Annotated in this window: 11 protein-coding genes and 1 tRNA gene; 10 read left to right on the top strand and 2 right to left on the bottom strand. The window is 73.4% G+C overall.

The genetic code is table 11. The features are described from left to right. Window positions 1-5: 5 nt before the first annotated feature. Window positions 6-78, top strand: a tRNA-Ala gene (locus LEP48_RS06215). 162 nt (window positions 79-240) lie between these two features. On the opposite strand, the gene LEP48_RS06210 is transcribed toward LEP48_RS06215, so the two are convergent. Beyond that, entirely contained in the window at window positions 241-1,248 is a 1,008-nt protein-coding gene (locus tag LEP48_RS06210; protein WP_225564707.1) for a LacI family DNA-binding transcriptional regulator, read from the bottom strand. A gap of 219 nt (window positions 1,249-1,467) precedes the next feature. Here LEP48_RS06210 and LEP48_RS06205 point away from each other — a divergent pair, with 219 nt between their 5' ends. The 5 genes from LEP48_RS06205 (at window position 1,468) to LEP48_RS06185 (ending at window position 7,956) form a co-directional block, all read left to right on the top strand. Then, window positions 1,468-2,988, top strand: a complete 1,521-nt coding sequence (locus LEP48_RS06205; RefSeq protein ID WP_225564706.1) for an alpha-N-arabinofuranosidase — start codon at window positions 1,468-1,470, stop codon at window positions 2,986-2,988. A gap of 106 nt (window positions 2,989-3,094) precedes the next feature. Then, a complete protein-coding gene (locus LEP48_RS06200) occupies window positions 3,095-4,414 on the top strand; it encodes an ABC transporter substrate-binding protein (protein WP_225564705.1) in 1,320 nt (439 codons plus the stop codon). 10 nt (window positions 4,415-4,424) lie between these two features. Further along, window positions 4,425-5,450, top strand: a complete 1,026-nt coding sequence (locus LEP48_RS06195; protein WP_225564704.1) for a carbohydrate ABC transporter permease — start codon at window positions 4,425-4,427, stop codon at window positions 5,448-5,450. Further along, entirely contained in the window at window positions 5,447-6,310 is an 864-nt protein-coding gene (locus tag LEP48_RS06190) for a carbohydrate ABC transporter permease (RefSeq protein ID WP_225564703.1), read from the top strand. Before LEP48_RS06195 ends, LEP48_RS06190 begins: the two co-directional genes overlap by 4 nt. Next, entirely contained in the window at window positions 6,307-7,956 is a 1,650-nt protein-coding gene (locus tag LEP48_RS06185) for a GH39 family glycosyl hydrolase (protein WP_225564702.1), read from the top strand. Before LEP48_RS06190 ends, LEP48_RS06185 begins: the two co-directional genes overlap by 4 nt. 49 nt (window positions 7,957-8,005) lie before the next feature. On the opposite strand, the gene LEP48_RS06180 is transcribed toward LEP48_RS06185, so the two are convergent. Next, window positions 8,006-8,443, bottom strand: coding sequence for a DoxX family protein (locus tag LEP48_RS06180; RefSeq protein WP_225564701.1), 438 nt, complete (start codon window positions 8,441-8,443; stop codon window positions 8,006-8,008). An 88-nt stretch (window positions 8,444-8,531) separates the two neighbouring features. Here LEP48_RS06180 and LEP48_RS06175 point away from each other — a divergent pair, with 88 nt between their 5' ends. From LEP48_RS06175 to LEP48_RS06160, 4 genes are all read left to right on the top strand, one after another. After that, the gene (locus LEP48_RS06175; RefSeq protein ID WP_225564700.1) at window positions 8,532-9,104 is read left to right on the top strand and encodes a TetR/AcrR family transcriptional regulator; all 573 of its coding nucleotides are present in this window, start codon (window positions 8,532-8,534) and stop codon (window positions 9,102-9,104) included. Window positions 9,105-9,341: 237 nt separating this feature from the next. After that, a complete protein-coding gene (locus LEP48_RS06170) occupies window positions 9,342-11,021 on the top strand; it encodes a DUF5979 domain-containing protein (protein ID WP_225564699.1) in 1,680 nt (559 codons plus the stop codon). A gap of 177 nt (window positions 11,022-11,198) precedes the next feature. Then, window positions 11,199-13,724 (top strand): glycosyl hydrolase family 95 catalytic domain-containing protein, encoded by a 2,526-nt coding sequence (locus LEP48_RS06165; protein ID WP_225564698.1) that lies wholly within the window; start codon window positions 11,199-11,201, stop codon window positions 13,722-13,724. Between the two features lie 27 nt (window positions 13,725-13,751). Further along, window positions 13,752-15,365: a serine/threonine-protein kinase gene (locus LEP48_RS06160; protein ID WP_225564697.1), complete on the top strand. Its 1,614-nt coding sequence runs from the start codon at window positions 13,752-13,754 to the stop codon at window positions 15,363-15,365. Window positions 15,366-15,408: the final 43 nt, after the last annotated feature.

Genomic DNA, 15,408 nt, shown 5'->3' with positions numbered 1-15,408 from the left:
CTCCTGGGGCTATGGCGCAGTTGGTAGCGCGTCTCGTTCGCAATGAGAAGGTCGGGGGTTCGAATCCCCCTAGCTCCACCCGTAAAGGCCGCTGGTCAGGACAAAGTCCTGGTCGGCGGCCTTTGACGTTCCCCGACGACGTGCTCGGGTCGCGACGTCAGGCCGGTGCCGCACTGTCGGTGCGGGCGGCCGTCTTCCCGGCGCGACCGCGCCGTGGGTGAGGGCCTGCGGGCGTGGTCGCTACGGGGCACTTCGCCCGCGGGTCGTCCCGCGGGCGACGAGGCGTGCGCCGCTGACGACGTGCTCCGGGTCGGCGGTCCGGTCCTTCAGCTGCCGTCGTAGGAGCCTCAGCGCCTCGGTGACAAGGGTGGGGTGGTCGGGGTCGATCGTCGTGAGGCCGGGCACCAGGTGCGCGGAGATGCCGAGGTTGTCGAACCCGGCGAGCTGGACGTCTTCCGGCACCCGCAGCCCGGCGTCGTGCAGGCCCGCCAGCGCGCCGATCGCCACCTCGTCGGTGACCGCGAAGATGGCGTCGACCTCCAGGCCGCCGTCGACCGCCGCGGAGATCGCGGAGCGGGCCTCGGCGATCGAGTAGGTGGTCAGCGGTATCACGAGGGCCGGATCGTGAGGGAGTCCCGCCTGGTCGAGTGCCTGGGACCAGCCGTCGGTGCGGTAGGTCGCCATCTCGGGGTGCGGTGCGGACGTCTTGCCGCCCAGCACGGCGACGCGGCGCGCCCCGCAGCCGACGAGGTGCTCCGTCGCGAGCCGCGCACCCTCGACGTTCCCCATCCGGACGCGGTGGTACCGCTCGGGGACCGCCTGCTCGCCGAGGAGCACGATCGGCACGTCCGGGTGGATGCGGTCGAGGTCCGCCATGTCGAGCCCGACGGCGCTGAGCAGCACGCCGTCGTACTGCTGGAGCCTGGCGAGCGAGAGCGCGGAGAGCTCGCGCTCGCGGCTCGCCCCCGACTGCTCCACGACGAGGTGCATCCCCTCGGGGGCCAGCGCCTCGGAGATCCGGGAGGCCAGCTCGCCGTAGTAGTGCAGGTCGAACTGCGGCACGATGAGCCCGATCGTGCCGGTCCGCCCGGACCGGAGCCGCCGGGCGGTCAGGTTGATCTCGTACCCGAGCTCCTCCACCACCTCGAGCACGCGCAGCCGCGTGTCCGCCCCGACGTTCGTCCGCTCGTTGAGCACGTTCGAGACGGTCATGACCGAGACGCCGGCCGCCCGGGCGACGTCGCTCATCGTGATCACTGGTCTTCTCCCCACGGCGGGTCACTCTGCCAGTCCGAGCTCCTGGCGTCGCCACCGCCCTCGCCGTCGGTCACGAAAAGGTGACGATCCGAGGGCCCCGGGTTGACGGCGGAGGGGAGCGGTGGTCGACTCCTGCCACGAGATTTAACGATACATCTCGCGGACATCGGAGTTCGAGACGGCAGGGACGCCGTCGTACCGGAAGGCGACATGAGCACCACAGCCATCATCGACCTGGACCTGCCGGGTCCGGTCATCTCGCGCCACGTCTACGGGCATTTCGCCGAGCACCTCGGCCGGTGCATCTACGGCGGCTTCTGGGTGGGGGAAGACTCGGACGTCCCCCACGTCCGCGGCATCCGGTCTGACGTCGTGGCGGCCCTGCGGGCTCTGCGGATCCCCAACCTGCGGTGGCCGGGAGGCTGCTTCGCCGACACGTACCACTGGCGGGACGGCGTCGGGCCGCGCCAGGACCGCCCCCGGGTGGTGAACAGCCACTGGGGCGACGTCGTGGAGGACAACGCCTTCGGCACGCACGAGTTCCTCGACCTCTGCGAGATGCTCGACGCCGAGCCTTACGTGTCCGGGAACGTCGGGTCGGGCTCCGTGCAGGAGATGGCTGAGTGGGTCGAGTACGTCACCCGGGCCGACGACTCGCCGATGGCGGCGCTGCGCCGCGAGCACGGCCGCGACCAGCCGTGGCGGGTGCCGTTCTGGGGCATCGGCAACGAGACCTGGGGATGCGGCGGCAACATGCGTGCCGAGCAGTACGCCTCGCTCGCCCGCCACTACTCCACGTTCGTGCGCGACCAGGGCGGCAACCACGTCTACCGGATCGCCGTCGGGCCGCACGACGACCAGTACGGCTGGACCGAGACCATGATGCGGTCGTTCGACGACCTGGCCGCGGACCCGGCCGCCCCCGCCGACCCGTTCCAGGCGATCTCGCTGCACTACTACACGATGACGGGCTCGTGGTCGGACAAGGGTGCGGCGACCGAGTTCACCGAGGACGAGTGGTACCTCGCGCTGTCCCGCGCGTCCCGGATGGAGGAGTTCCTCGCCCGGCACAGCACGGTCATGGACCGCTACGACCCGCACCGCAAGGTCGGCCTCGTCGTCGACGAGTGGGGCACGTGGTGGAACGTGGAGCCCGGGACCGAACCGGGGTTCCTGTACCAGCAGAACACGCTGCGCGACGCGCTCGTCGCCAGCACCCACCTCGACGCGTTCCACCGGCACGCGGACCGCGTGGTCATGGCGAACATCGCCCAGACGGTCAACGTGCTCCAGGCGATGCTGCTCACCGACCCGGACTCCGGTGCGCTGGTGCTCACGCCCACGTACCACGTCTTCGAGATGAACACCGGGCACCATGACGCGGCGTCGCTGGAGGTCCACCTGCGCGACGCCCCGACGGCGGAGGTGGACGGGCGCACGCTCGCCCTCGTGTCCGTCACGGCGTCGGTCAAGGGCCAGGGAGCGCTGGTCTCGCTCAGCAACCTGGACGCGAGCGAGCCCCGAGAGGTCGTGCTGGACCTGCGCGGCCGCACCGTCGAGTGCCAGGGCGCGCGGATCCTCACCGCCCCGGCGCTCCAGTCGCACAACACCCCGCAGGACCCGGCGGCCGTCGCGCCCACGCCGTTCGAGGGCGTGCGCGAGCACCCGCGCGGCCTCGTCGTCGAGCTGCCCGCGCACTCGTACGTCACCGCCGAGCTGCGACTCACCTGAGGGGACGCCGCACCCCTCGCCTTCCTCACCCCGAACCGACGGGCACGCCCCGTCCGCCGCGGCTCGGCACCGACGCCGCCGCGGCCGACCGAAGGAGATACCCACGATGACCGGAAGCAACCGCCGCAGGGCCTACACGGCCGCTGCCTGCGCACTGGCCGGGGCGCTCGCGCTCTCCGCGTGCTCGGGGGGCTCCACCCCCGAGGGGACGACCCTCGACGAGGGGGAGCCGTACACCCTGACCGTCTGGACCAACTACACCACTGGCCCGGGCCAGGACTGGTTCGAGGGGCTGGCCGCCGACTTCATGGCGGAGCACGAGAACATCACCGTCGAGGCCCAGCACGTCCAGAACGAGGAGCTCGACGGCAAGCTCCAGACCGCCATGAACTCAGGTGACGCCCCCGACGTCTTCCTGCAGCGTGGCGGCGGCAAGATGAAGGACATGGCCGCCGCGGGCCAGCTCCTCGACCTCACGGGCACCGCCGTCGATGCCCCCGAGATGCGCGAGAAGCTCGGCGACGCGTCGTACGAGGCGCTCAGCATCGACGGCAAGCTGCTGGCCGCCCCGCAGCTGATCCAGCCCGGCGGCATCTGGTACAGCAAGGACCTGTTCGACGAGGCAGGGATCACCGAGCTTCCTGAGACGGTCGAAGACCTCGAGGCTGCGATCGGCAAGCTCCAGGACGCCGGGATCACTCCCATCGCCCTCGGCGGCAAGGACGCCTGGCCCGCCGCCCACTGGTACTACTTCTTCGCCCTGCGCGAGTGCTCCACCGAGACGCTCGAGGCGACGAACGAGTCGCTCGACTTCTCCGCCGAGTGCTACGAGCGAGCGGCTCAGGACGTCGCCGACCTCACCGCGCTGGAGCCGTTCAACGAGGGCTTCCTGACCACCACAGCGCAGCAGGGCGCCAGCAGCTCGGCAGGCCTGCTCGCGAACCACAAGGCCGCGATGGAGCTCATGGGTGCCTGGCAGCCGGGCGTGGTCATGAACCTCACACCGGACCAGAAGCCCCTGCCGGACCTCGGCTGGTTCCCGTTCCCGCAGGTGGCGTCCGGTGAGGGCGACGCCGCGGCCGTCATGGGCGGCCAGGGCGGGTTCTCCTGCTCCGCCTCGGCGCCGAAGGAGCTGTGCGGGGAGTTCCTCGCGTTCATGAACTCCGAGGAGAACCAGGAGGGCTTCTACGAGGCCTTCGGCACGATCCCGCTGCACGACGACGCGAAGGACGTCGTGACCCACGAGTACGACGAGCAGATGCTCGACGCCCTCGCCGGCGCCAGCTACGTGTCCGACTTCCTGGACACCAACTACGGCCAGCAGGTCGGCACGGCGCTCAACCAGGCGGTCGTGGAGCTGCTCACGGGCAGCATCGACTCCGCCGGGTTCGTCTCGGCGGTGTCCGACGCCGCCGCACGGGGCTGAGGCGAGAACCATGAGTACGCCCGAGCACGTGAGGCTCGACGTGTCTGCGGGCCCGCCCGCGGCCGGGGACGGCGCCGTCCAGGCGCCGTCCCCGGCCGCCGCGGCGGTCCGCGGGACGGTCCCGCGCAGGCCGCGCCCGTGGCGGCGCTGGCTGGAGATCGTCCTGCTGGCCGGCCCGGGGACGGCCGTCTTCGTCACGTTCGTGATCCTGCCCGTCGTCATGGCCGCCTACTACGGGTTCTTCCGGTGGAGCGGCTACGGCCCGCCGACCGAGTTCGTGGGCCTGCGCAACTACCAGCTGATCCTCACCGACGGCGCCTTCCTGGAAGCCCTGGGCCACAACGCGTTCATCCTCGTGTCGTCGCTGGTGCTGCAGGGCCCCGTGGCCATCGCGATCGCCTTGCTGCTGAACCGGAGGATGCGTGGGCGCTCGCTCATCCGGGTGCTGATCTTCGTGCCGTACGTGCTGTCGGAGGTCATCGTCGCCATCGGCTTCAGCCTCATGCTGCACACCACGGGCGCGGTCAACGACGTGCTCGAGCGCGTCGGGCTGGGCGGCCTGCGCCAGGACTGGCTCGCCGACCCGGACGTCGCGATCTGGACCCTGGTGCTCATCCTGGTCTGGAAGTACATCGGCTTCGCGGTCATCCTCATGCTCGCGGGCCTGCAGGGGGTTCCCGACGAGGTGCGCGAGGCGGCCGCGATCGACGGAGCGTCGTACTGGAAGACGCAGTGGTACATCACGCTGCCGCTGCTCGGGCCGACCGTGCGCATCTGGGCCTTCCTGTCGATCATCGGCTCGCTGCAGGTGTTCGACCTCGTGTACGTCATCTGGGGCCAGTACGTGGCCAACACCGCGGGGACGTCGACCATGGCGACCTACATGGTCGCGAACGGCCGGATCTCCGGCGCGTACGGCTACGGCAGCGCCGTCGCCGTCGTCATCTTCCTCATCTCCCTCGCGGTCGCGCTGGTCTACCAGCGGTTCCTGCTGCGACGCGACACCGAAGGCGCCCTGACAGGAGGTGCGGCATGACGACCGCTGCCACGACGACCCGGCGCACCCGCCGGGACCCGGTCGCCGGCCACGGCGGCCTGGCCGCCTACCTGGTGGCGTTCGCCCTGGTCGGGCTGTGCCTGGCGCCCGCCGTGTACATCGTGCTGGGCGGGTTCCGAACGAACTCCCAGATCATCCAGTCGCCGGCCGGCCTGCCGGACCCCTGGGAGATCGGGAACTACCTGTCGGTGCTGACCGGCAGCGTGTTCTGGCAGCAGCTCGTGAACTCGCTCGTCGCGGCCCTGGGGACCACGCTCGGCGTCGTCGTCCTCGGCCTCATGACCAGCTACGTGATCGCGCGCTACCCGTTCCGGGCCAAGCACGCGATGTACTCGCTGTTCGCCGCGGGCCTCATGTTCCCCATCACGGTGGCGATCACGCCGCTGTACATCCTGGTCCGCGACCTGGGGATGACGAACACGATGGCCGGGATCATCCTGCCGCAGATCGCGTTCGCCCTGCCGACCACGGTGATCATCCTGGTCCCGTTCCTGCGGGCCATCCCACGCGAGCTGGAGGAGGCGGCGTTCATCGACGGCGCGAGCAGGCTCGGGTTCTTCGCGCGGATGGTGGTGCCGCTCTCGCTCCCTGGCGTCATCACCGTGGGGATCCTGGCCTTCGTCGCGAGCTGGAACAGCTACCTGCTGCCGCTCTTCCTCCTCAACGACACGGCGCTGTACACGCTGCCGCTGGGGGTGCAGGCGTTCGCGTCGCAGTACTCGGTGGACACCGCGCGGGTGCTGGCCTTCGTCTCGTTGTCGATGATCCCGGCGCTGGTCTTCTTCTCGGCGTTCGAGCGCCGGATCGTGGGCGGTCTGACCGGGGCGGTGAAGGGGTGAGCGGGTCGTCCGACGGCACGACGCCGGAGGCGCTGCGGGTCGACGGCGAGGTGCCGTCGGAGCGCGTGCTGCGGCACGTCTGGAACGAGTGCGTCGGGGCGGGCCGGGCGCACGAGGCGCTCCGGGCCGACTGGCAGGAGCACTTCCGGGAGGCCGTCCAGGTGCTGGGCGCCCGGTACGTCCGCTTCCACGGCGTGTTCCACGACGACATGTTCGTGCTGCGCACCGCGAACGGCGGCGGGTTCGGCCCGGGGAACCCGCTGCCGGAGCCCGTGTACACCTTCGCGTACGTCGACAAGGTCTTCGACGCCGTCCTCGACACCGGTGCCCGGCCGTTCGTGGAGCTCGGGTTCATGCCACGTGAGCTGGCCTCCACCACGGAGACGGTGTTCTGGTGGAAGGCGCACGCCAGCCCGCCCACCGACATGGACCGCTGGGTGGAGCTCGTGACCACCACCGTGCGGCACTGGATCGGCCGGTACGGGATCGAGGAGGTGCGGCGCTGGCCGTTCGAGATCTGGAACGAGCCGAACCTGGTGCCCCACTTCTGGACGGGCACCCGCACGGAGTACTTCGAGCTCTACGGGGCGACGGCCCGGGCGATCAAGGCGATCGACCCGGAGCTGCGGGTGGGCGGGCCGTCCACCAGCGTGTTCGTGCCGGACGACCGGTATCGCGGCGAGACCGAGGACCGCTCGCAGGAGCACGCGACGGTCGAGGCCGACGACGTCGACTCGCTCGACTGGCGTCCCGTGTGGATCGAGGAGTTCCTCGACTGGTGCGCCGCGCACGACGTCCCCGTGGACTTCGTGACGACGCACCTGTACCCGACCGACTACGCGTTCGGCGCCGACGGCGAGGGGCACGCCATCAGCCGGTACGCCGACGCCACCGGCGACGACCTGGTCGTCCTGCGTGAGCTCGTCGCGCGCAGCGCGTTCCCCGGGGCGGCCGTCCACATCACGGAGTGGTCGACGTCGCCGTCGAGCCGGGACGCCGTCCACGACACCGTGTACGCGGCGACGTCGATCACGCGGACCTACCTGCGGTGCGCCGAGCTGGCCGACTCGATCTCCTACTGGACGTTCACGGACGTGTTCGAGGAGGGCGGAGCGGGTATCGGGCCGTTCCACGGCGGGTTCGGCCTGGTCAACGAGCAGGGCATCCACAAGCCGACCTTCCACGCGATGGCGATGCTCGCTCGCCTCGGGGACCGGCTGCTGCTGTCGGCGCCGCACGGCGTGCTGACCCGGTGCGGCGACACCGGCGCACTGTCCGGGCTGTTCTTCAACTACCCCGAGGAGATGGGCCTCGCCTCCGTCGGCTCCCAGGACACGTTCGCCGCGACCCGCCCGCTGGCCGACGTCGGCCCGGCCCGGCGGATCCGGCACCGGGTCGAAGGGCTGGCCCCGGGGGCCCGGTTCCAGGTCGAGACCCTCGACCTGGAGCACGGCAACGTGGCGGAGTCCTGGTACCGGATCGGTGCACCGCTCAACCTCACCAGGGACGAGACCGCGTGGCTGCGCACCGAGGCCGACGCCCTGCGGCGCGAGGTGATCACCGTGTCGCCGGACGGGGTGCTCGACGTGGACGTCACGCTGCCCGCCTGGGCGGTGGCGTCCCTCACCGCGTGCCCGGGGCCCTGAGGCGGATGAGGCCCGGCCCTTCAGGTGGCTGAGGCCCGGCCCGGTGCTCCTAGGCGAAGGCGGCGACGGCGCACGCACCGACGAAGACCACCTGCAGCGCAGCACGGGCCGGCAGCGGCATCGACCTCATGCCGCGCTCGGCCCGTGCGGCGTGGACGTTCGCGGGGAACATCACCACGAGCAGCAGGGCGAGGCAGATCGCGGCGGCGACGCGGGTGGCCGGCACGAGGAGGCCGACCGCGCCCGCGACCTCGAGGACGCCGGTCACCGTGACCAGGGTCTCCGGGCGCGGGAGCCGGGGCGGGACCATCGCGACGAGCTCTCCTCGGAGGGGCTGCACGAAGTGCGCGCCGCCGGTGAGCAGCAGCATCGCGGCGAGCCCCGCGGTGATCGCAGCGGGCCAGGTGTCGAGGGCCGCGAGCCCGAGGGCGCCGGCGACACGCGCCGCGAGGGTGACGGCGACGAGCAGGATCAGCGGTGGTGCCATGAGCAGACTCCTGGTGCGACGGGACAATCTTGACGCTGACAAGTTAGGCCACCGGCGTAGACTAGTCAATGACTAGATGGAGGTGGGCATGGCGACCCGAGAGACGGACGGCTATCACCACGGCGACCTGCGGGCGACGGTGCTGCGGCGCGCGGCCGAGCAGGTCGCGAGCGAGGGTGTCGACGGCATCTCCCTGCGGGTGCTCGCCCGGCTCGCCGGGGTGTCGCACGCAGCCCCGGCGCACCACTTCGGTGACCGGCGCGGCCTGTTCACCGCGCTCGCCGCCGAGGGCTACACGCTGCTCGGCGACGAGCTGGGAGCCGCCGGCCCCGACCTGCGGGACGCGGCCGTGGCCTACGTCCGGTTCGCCCTCGCGCACCCCGGCCACTTCGCGGTGATGTTCCGGTCCGACCTGGTCCGGGCCGACGACCCGGACCTGCTGGCAGCGCGAGGCCGGGCGGGCGCCGTCCTGAGCGGGGGCGTCGGCGCGCTCGGCGACGTGGAGGATCCCGCGACGGTGCAGCTCGCCGCCTGGTCGATCGTGCACGGGTTCGCCTCGCTGTGGCGGGAGGGGGCGTTCGAGCGTTCCGACCTGCTGGACGGCGCCGCCGACCCGGAGGTCCTCGCCCGCCGGGTCGTGGACCGGCTGACCTTCACCTGACGGCCTCGGCGGCGCGATCCTGGCGGCCAGCGCACGACCGTCGCGCGGCCGCGCGTCGTGCGGTCGAGGGCGGGGGTGAACTTCGGCGAGGTGTGACGATCGCCGCAGCGATGCCCGCGGCGATCGTCCATCGTGCTCCCGGGGCAGAAGGGAGTCCGTGTGCGACGACCGGACCCGTCGGCCACCGCGAAACTCACTTGTTCGCGCGCTCGTCGGCGCGCACGAGAGGCACGTCCGATGATCTCTAGGTCCAGGTTCCGTCTGGCACTCCTGCTCGGCGCCGTCATGCTCCTCGGCGGGCTGGGTGCGGCCCTGCTGGCCGCGCCGGCGCAGGCCGACGTCCCGGCCGTCGAGGCGACCGTGCCGTTCTCGGCCGGGTTGTGCGAGGGGACGACGAACTCCGACCCGCGGGCGACCGGTGGCGCCATCAGTGACCTGACGCGGGTGTTCGGGCAGCGGCTGACGGACTACAACGCCGGCGGCAGCGTCCCGCTCTACGGCAACAGCGGTGGCCAGGGGGGTGCGCCCAGCTGCGGGCTGCGCTACGTCGAGGGCGACGGGAACGTCCTGGAGTGGATGTACTGCACCGACTTCGCGAGCGAGTACTGCACGGCTGTGGCCGGGACCGGCGAGGTGACCCAGCGTGGGAAGAAGGTCGGTTCGCTCGAGGACCTGGACGGGAACGCCCGGCTCAGCGAGGAGCAGGAGCTGGCGATCAACTTCATCGTCCACCACGACCTCGAGCTCACCGCCCCCATGCCGAACGGCGGGGTAGCCACCACGGCGTCGAACGACACCACCAACACCAGGACCGCCCGGCAGTACCTCGTCTGGTGCGTCTCCGACCGGGCCGCGATCGCCGGCCCGTTCGGCGGCTGGTGCGACGACAACGTCGGTACCGACGGGAAGCGCATCCTCGACCTGATCCCGGCCGAGCCCAAGCTCTCCCTCGAGCCCGCCCCCAGCGGCGTCCGCATGGGCGACACCGCGCGGCTCACGCTGTCGACGAACCTGTTCCGCCAGAGCATTACCCTGGCGACCGGTGGCCCCGTCGACACCGTGGAGCTGTGCGACCCGACCGAGGGGACGATCGACGGGTCGAGGCTCGTCGTCGACGGCGACGACGGGCACGACCACGTCGACGTCGACCTGTGCGTCACGTCCGGTGCGGCCGGGGAGGCTCAGGTCGCCGCGTCGGCCGAGCCGGTCGGCCCCGACACGGTGAGCTGGGTGCAGTCCCCGGGCACCGCCGACATCACGTGCCAGGTCTATGCGTACACGGTCCGGGGCGAGGCCCACCGCATCGCGACGTCCGCCCGGTTCGACGTCACCGCGACCGGCGGGTTCCGCGTGGTCAAGGAGATCGCGGGCGACGGTGCGTCGAGCGTGCCCGCCGATGCCGAGTTCACGGTGGAGTTCGCGGCCGGAGACGCGGCGCCGGTGGAGCTGGAGGTGCCGCTGGACGAGGCCGGCTCCGTGGTCTCCGGTCTGCCGGCAGGGGCGTCGGTGACGATGAGCGAGGTCGACCTGCCGCAGGTGGTCGGCGTGACCTGGTCCGAGCCGTCGTTCGTGGTGGACGGCGTCGAGCAGGGTCCGACGGCGACGTTCATGATCGTCGACGACGCGACCACCCAGGTGGTGCTGACGAACACCGCCCACCCCGAGGTCGTCCCCGTCGACGGCGGGGCCGACGAGCCGCAGGAGTCGACGCCCGTCGACGACGACACGTCGGAGGGCGGGCCGGTCGAGACCCGGGAGCTGGTGACGGACACCGCCCAGGACGACGAGCAGGTCCGCGCCCTTCCGGTGACCGGCGCCGGGGCGGCCGTCGTGGTCTCGGCCGTCGTGGCGGTCCTGCTGCTGCTCGGGGGCGCGACGCTGCTGGTGGCGTGCCGCCGCAGGCGCGCGACGGCGTAGCCCCCCGGCCCGGGCCGCGCTGCCGACGACACGATCATCGGCGGCGCGGCCCTCGTCGTCCCGGGAGCGCGCCCGAGCGGGGCTCTCGACGGCCGGACGACGCGCCGGCCGGCGGCAGACGTCGGGCACGATGCCGTGAGGACCAGCGAGGGCGATGCCGCCCGGAACGGAGCAGCCATGACCGCGTCGTCGCGCGTCGCCCCCGTCGTCCCGATCCTGCCGCCGGCGCACGACCCCGCGACGGTGCTGTGGTATCGCGGCGAAGCGACGTCGTTCGTCGAGTCCCTGCCGGTGGGCAACGGCCTGCAGGGTGCGACGGTGCGCGGCCTCGTCGCCGGCGAGCGTCTGCAGGTGAACGAGGGCTCGGCGTGGTCCGGGCCGGCGGCCCACGACGCCCCCGACCTGTCGGCATCAGATGGCCCGCGGCTGCTCGCCCGGGCGCGCGCCGCGCTCGACGCCGGCGACGTGCGCGCCGCCGAGGACCTGCTCCGCGGGTTCCAGAGCCCGCACTCGCAGGCGTACCTGCCGTTCGCCGTCGTCGACGTCGAGGTGCGCCCGCCCGGCGCCCAGCACGGGCCCGCGGCGGAGCCGGTGCCGGGCGCCCCGCACCGCTGGCTCGACCTGGCCACGGCCACGGCCGGCCACCGCTACCGCCTCGGCGCGACGACGGTCGGGCACCGCACGTACGCGTCGTACCCGGCGCGCGTGCTGGTCCACGAGGTGGCGGCCGACGCCCCCGTCGACGTCGACGTGGCGCTCGGGCCGGACCGGCTCCGCGAGGTCGGTCGGGACGCGTGGGAGGCCGACGGCGCGGCCGTGCTCGACCTGAGCCTCACGTTGCCGGGCGACGTCGCCCCCGGGCACGAGGACACCGACGAGCACGTGCGGTACGACGCCTGCTCGCGCGCCGGGGCGGCGCGGCTCGCCGTGGTCTCCGACGGTGCGGTCAGCGTCGACGGCACGCTCGTCCGGGTGCGCGGCGCCCGCCAGGTGCGGCTGGTGCTCGCCACGGGAACCGTCCTGGCGCCCGCGCCCGGGCGTCCGGACCACGCGAACGCCGCCGCGACGTCGGCGGACCTGCGCGCACTCCTGGCCGCGCGCGTCGACGCCGCGCTCGACGCCCCCGACCTGCTCGGGGCGCACGTGGCCGACCATGCGGCGCTGTTCGACCGGGCCGCGCTCGACCTCACCCCGTCGGACGCGGGTGCAGGTCACGCCCTGCCCACCGACGAGCGTGTCGCCGCGCACGACGCCGGCGCCGCGGACCCGTCGCTGGTCGCGCTGCTGTTCCACCACGGGCGGTACCTGCTCGTCGCGTCGTCGCGCCCGGGAGGGTTCCCCGCGAACCTCCAGGGGATCTGGAACGAGGAGCTCCCCGCACCGTGGAGCGGCAACTACACGACCAACATCAACACCGAGATGAACTACTGGCCGGCGCTCCCGACGGGGCTCGACGAGTGCCTCGACCCGCTGCTCGACCTGCTGGACACGCTCGCCGTCACGGGCCGCGCTGCGGCCGGCCTCTACGGCGCGCGCGGCTGGGCGGTCCACCACAACACCGACCCGTGGGGCCACCCCTACGCGGTGGGGGCGGGGACGGGTGACGCGTCGTGGGCCTGCTGGCCGATGGGCGGCGTCTGGCTGACCCGTGCTGTGGCCGACCACCTGGCGTTCACCGGCGACACGGGGCGCGCGCGCCGGTCCTGGCCCGTGGTCGAGGGGGCGTGCCTGTTCGCCCTGGACTGGGTGCGCCGCGACCCGCACGGGCGGGCGTCCACCGCGCCGTCCACGTCGCCCGAGAACCGGTTCGTCGCGCCCGACGGCGCCCCCGCGGCGGTGACCGAGTCGTCCACGATGGACGTCGCGCTGCTGCGCGACCTGGCGCGCACGGCCCGGGCGCTGCGCGACCGCCTGGGCGCGCCCGCCCCCTGGCTCGCCGAGCTGGAGGACGCCGTCGCCGCGCTGCCCGACCCCGCCGTCGGGGCACGAGGAGAGCTGCTCGAGTGGGCGCGCGACCTGCCCGAGGCCGAGCCGGAGCACCGGCACACCTCGCACCTGGTGGGGCTGTACCCGCTGGGCCTGTGGGACACCGAGACCATGGGCCACCTCGCGGCGGCGGCCCGCCGCACGCTCGAGCTGCGCGGCCCCGAGTCCACGGGCTGGGCGCTCGCCTGGCGGCTGTCGCTGTGGGCACGGCTGCACGACGGCGCGGCCGCCCAGCGGGTGCTGCGGCTCGCGCTGCGCGTCGCCGCCGGCGGGGGAGGGCATCGCGGCGGGGTCTACCCGAACCTGTTCAGCGCGCACCCGCCGTTCCAGGTCGACGGCAACCTCGGGGCGACGGCCGGGATCGCCGAGCTGCTCGTGCAGTCCCACGGCGGGACGGTCGACCTGCTCCCGGCGCTGCCGCCGGACTGGCCGGCCGGCAGCGTCCGGGGCCTGCGGGCGCGGGGCGGCGTCACGGTGGACGTGGTCTGGGCCGACGGCCGGCTCGTCGAGGCCGCGCTGACGGCGGACGGCACCGTCGCCGAGGGCGGGGCGGAGGACGCCCGCGCGGGCGCCGGCAAGGGCGGGGCCGAGAGCGCCGGCGAGGGCCGGGCCGCGGTGCGGACACGGGTGCGGTGGCCCGGAGGGGAAGTCGAGGTGCGGCTCGACGCCGGCCGGCGGGTCGTCGTGGCACCGGATCGGGCCAGGCCGTCGACCTGAGCCCCTCCGATGCGCGAGGATGAGGCTGTGCCCTCCCGGAACGCCCGATTCGTCCTGCCCGTCGCCGTCGTCGTGAGCGGCGCGCTGGCGCTCGCCGGCTGCAGCGTCACGCAGCCCGACGACGTCGCGAGCCCTCAGGAGTCCGCTCCGTCGGTCGCGGTCCGCGAGATCGAGCAGCACGCGCTGCTGCTCGACACCGCCGACCCGGTCGAGCTGGCGCTCACGGCGAGCCAGACGGTCTACGCGCGCGCCGAGACCGTGGTGCTGGCGGACGCCGCGGACGACGAGGCCATGGCATCGCTCGCGGCGGCCGCCGTCGGGGTGCGGGCGCCGGCGCTGCTCGCGCGCGGCGGCAGCTCCGACACCGGGCTGCGGGACGAGCTGAACCGCCTGGGTGCCCGGGTGGCCGTGGTCGTGGGCGAGGAGGGAGCGGCCGCGCAGGACGTGGCCTCCGCCGCCGGCGTCCAGGTGGTCCGGGCCACGCCCGACGTGGTCGAGGGCGAGGACGGGTTCCCCGTGATCGAGGACGACGACCTCGGCGCGCTGCTGGCGGACGTCGTGGGCGCGGGCGGAACCGCGCCGTCGGCGCAGGACGCGCCCAGGCTGCTGCGCGAGGTGCTCGCCGTCGTCGACCCTGAGCCCGGCCAGGAGGCCGCGATCGCGTCGCTGCGTGCGGTGGGTGCCGTCGCCGCGGACGTCCCGGGGGGCGACCTCGGGGCCGCCCGCGCCGTGCGGACGGTCGACGAGGCGCAGGCGCTGACAGTGCTCGGGGTCGGGCCGACCTTCGGTGAGCCGGAGGACTTCGCATGGCGGGTCGCGGCTGCCGAGGGCGGCGCTCTCCTGCCGTCGGGGACGCAGCACCTGCTGCCCGGGCGGTACGTCACGACGAGCGCGGACCGCTGGGACGACCCGGCGACGATGGTCGCGCGCGCGCAGGAGGTCGCGGCGGTGTACGACGTCGCCCCGGCCGGCGACGAGGCGGCCGACGCGGACGAGACGGCCGAGGGTGGCGAGGGGTCGGCGCAGGAGGCGGGGCCCGTCGTCCCGACGCTGCGGATCGCCGCCGGCGAGCCGGCCACTGCCGCCGGCGACGACGGCGACTGGGTCACCGAGGAGGACCCGGAGGCGCTGCGTCCCCTCGTGGACGCGGCACGCGAGGCCGGGGTGTACGTGCTGCTCGACGTGGGGTCGGGGACGGCGCCTCTGGTCGAGGAGGTGCGTGAGGTCGAGGCCCTCCTGCAGCAGTCCGGCGTGGGCGTCGCGGTGCACCCGGAGCGCCGGCTCTCCGACGACCCGGCGTCCTCCCACCGGGCCGACGCCGCCGAGGTGCAGGACGTGGTCACCTACCTCGCCGACCTCATGACGCGCGAGGGGCTGCCGCCCACCATGCTCGTGGTGCACCAGACGCGCCCGGACTCCGTGCCGGACCGGCAGGAGCTGCGCTCGGTGGCGCAGGTCGAGGTGGTCGTGGCGGCCGACCGCACGGGCGGGGGGACCACCGGCGAGTGGGTGTGGAACGAGGTGTCGGCGGGCGTCCCCGACGGCGTGCACCTGGGCTGGTCGGGGCCGGGCTTCCCGACGTCGTCCGCGCCAGGGCTGGTGCCGACGGACCCGTCGCCGGTCGTCGTCGGCGCGCTCTGAGGGCTCGCCCGGTACGGCGTTGACGGAGTTCAGCAGGATCACT

The sequence above is a fragment of the Isoptericola luteus genome (assembly GCF_020297055.1).
Classification (GTDB): Bacteria; Actinomycetota; Actinomycetes; order Actinomycetales; family Cellulomonadaceae; genus Isoptericola; species Isoptericola luteus.
Note: the sequence above shows the minus strand (reverse complement) of the source record. Positions and strands in the feature narration are given on the sequence as shown.

Coding starts and splice junctions, on each gene's coding strand:
- LEP48_RS06180 (WP_225564701.1), bottom strand. CDS start 8,443: ATGGCACCACCGCTGATCCTGCTCGTCGCCGTCACCCTCGCGGCGCGT.
- LEP48_RS06170 (WP_225564699.1), top strand. CDS start 9,342: ATGATCTCTAGGTCCAGGTTCCGTCTGGCACTCCTGCTCGGCGCCGTC.
- LEP48_RS06210 (WP_225564707.1), bottom strand. CDS start 1,248: ATGAGCGACGTCGCCCGGGCGGCCGGCGTCTCGGTCATGACCGTCTCG.
- LEP48_RS06195 (WP_225564704.1), top strand. CDS start 4,425: ATGAGTACGCCCGAGCACGTGAGGCTCGACGTGTCTGCGGGCCCGCCC.
- LEP48_RS06165 (WP_225564698.1), top strand. CDS start 11,199: ATGACCGCGTCGTCGCGCGTCGCCCCCGTCGTCCCGATCCTGCCGCCG.
- LEP48_RS06200 (WP_225564705.1), top strand. CDS start 3,095: ATGACCGGAAGCAACCGCCGCAGGGCCTACACGGCCGCTGCCTGCGCA.
- LEP48_RS06175 (WP_225564700.1), top strand. CDS start 8,532: ATGGCGACCCGAGAGACGGACGGCTATCACCACGGCGACCTGCGGGCG.
- LEP48_RS06190 (WP_225564703.1), top strand. CDS start 5,447: ATGACGACCGCTGCCACGACGACCCGGCGCACCCGCCGGGACCCGGTC.
- LEP48_RS06205 (WP_225564706.1), top strand. CDS start 1,468: ATGAGCACCACAGCCATCATCGACCTGGACCTGCCGGGTCCGGTCATC.